Annotated in this window: 1 protein-coding gene; it reads left to right on the forward strand. The window is 37.5% G+C overall.

What is annotated here, in order from left to right; translation table 11 throughout:
• Positions 1 to 77 precede the first annotated feature (77 nt).
• On the forward strand, positions 78 to 1,199 hold the full coding sequence (locus ACTQXY_RS15460; protein ID WP_272108561.1) for an ISAs1 family transposase: 1,122 nt from the start codon (positions 78 to 80) through the stop codon (positions 1,197 to 1,199).
• Positions 1,200 to 1,253: the final 54 nt, after the last annotated feature.

The following is a 1,253-nucleotide window of genomic DNA, read 5'->3' on the forward strand; positions in this document are numbered from 1 at the left end:
CACGACAAACGCATGAGTAAATAAATTGTGAACATCCCTTTTTTCTGATAAACTAAAGAGAAAAGAGGTGTTTCTTTATGAAAGAATTGTTAGAGTGGATGGAATATATTGAGGATAAACGTCAGCAAAGAAAAGTGCGTCATACATTAAAAGATATTTTAGTGATTGTATTGTTTGCTACACTCGCCAATGCAGACGACTGGGTAGAAATCGCTCTGTTTGCAGAAGATTACCAGGATTATCTGCGAAAATATATTGAGTTAAAAAATGGGTCTCCGTCTCATGACACAATCCGTCGGGTTATGGGGATGATTTCGCCTGAAATCTTACAGCAGCTTTATGCGAAATGGCAGGAACGGTTAAACAGAAATGATGGGGAACTGTTGAAAAAAATCATTTGTATTGATGGAAAAACCATGTGCGCGAATAAAAGGAAGGAAGAAAAAGCATCACACATTGTTTCAGCATGGAGTAAGGAAGATGGGTTTTGCCTTGGGCAAAAGGCAGTGGAGGAAAAAAGCAATGAGATAACAGCAATTCCGGAACTGCTGGAAAAAATACAAATAAAAGATCAGGTAATTACAATTGATGCAATGGGAACACAAAAGGGGATTGCAGAAAAGATCAGGAGAAAATGTGCTGACTATGTCCTTGCCTTGAAAGGAAATCAGGGGACAATGTACGAAGAGGTAAAAGAATATTTTAAAGAGAAGAGGTTTTTGAAAGAAATCCAAGAAAAAGGATGTTATAAAAAGACACAGGAAAAAGCCCACAGCCAGATAGAAACGAGGGAGTATTATCAAACAGAAGATATAGTCTGGATGGCGCAAAAGAAAGAATGGAAGGGTTTGAAAAGTATTGTTATGGAGAAGAAAACCCTTGAGACGGATGGAATAGAGAAAGAGGAATATCGTTATTTTATCAGCAGTTTGCGAGAAGATATTGAGTTGATAAGCCGAGCAGTGAGAGGGCATTGGAGTATAGAAAGTATGCACTGGCATCTAGATGTAACCTTTCGTGAAGATGCAAACACAACAATAGACAAGATAGCAGCCCAAAATCAGAACATTATTAGAAAATGGAGTTTAAGTATCTTAAAAACAGCGGAAGTATCAAGACATAAACTGTCAATGAGAAAAAAACGGTATGTAATTGGATTGCGCCCAATGAAGCATTTAGAAGAAGTGTTAAATTCTTAAAAAAGAGACAGCAGGCAAAGTCAGAAAAAGAGGATCATTCATGCGTTTGTCGTG

It is taken from the genome of Faecalimonas sp. LCP19S3_D12 (assembly GCF_052121495.1).
Taxonomy (GTDB): domain Bacteria; phylum Bacillota; class Clostridia; order Lachnospirales; family Lachnospiraceae; genus Faecalimonas.

Coding starts and splice junctions, on each gene's coding strand:
- ACTQXY_RS15460 (WP_272108561.1), top strand. CDS start 78: ATGAAAGAATTGTTAGAGTGGATGGAATATATTGAGGATAAACGTCAG.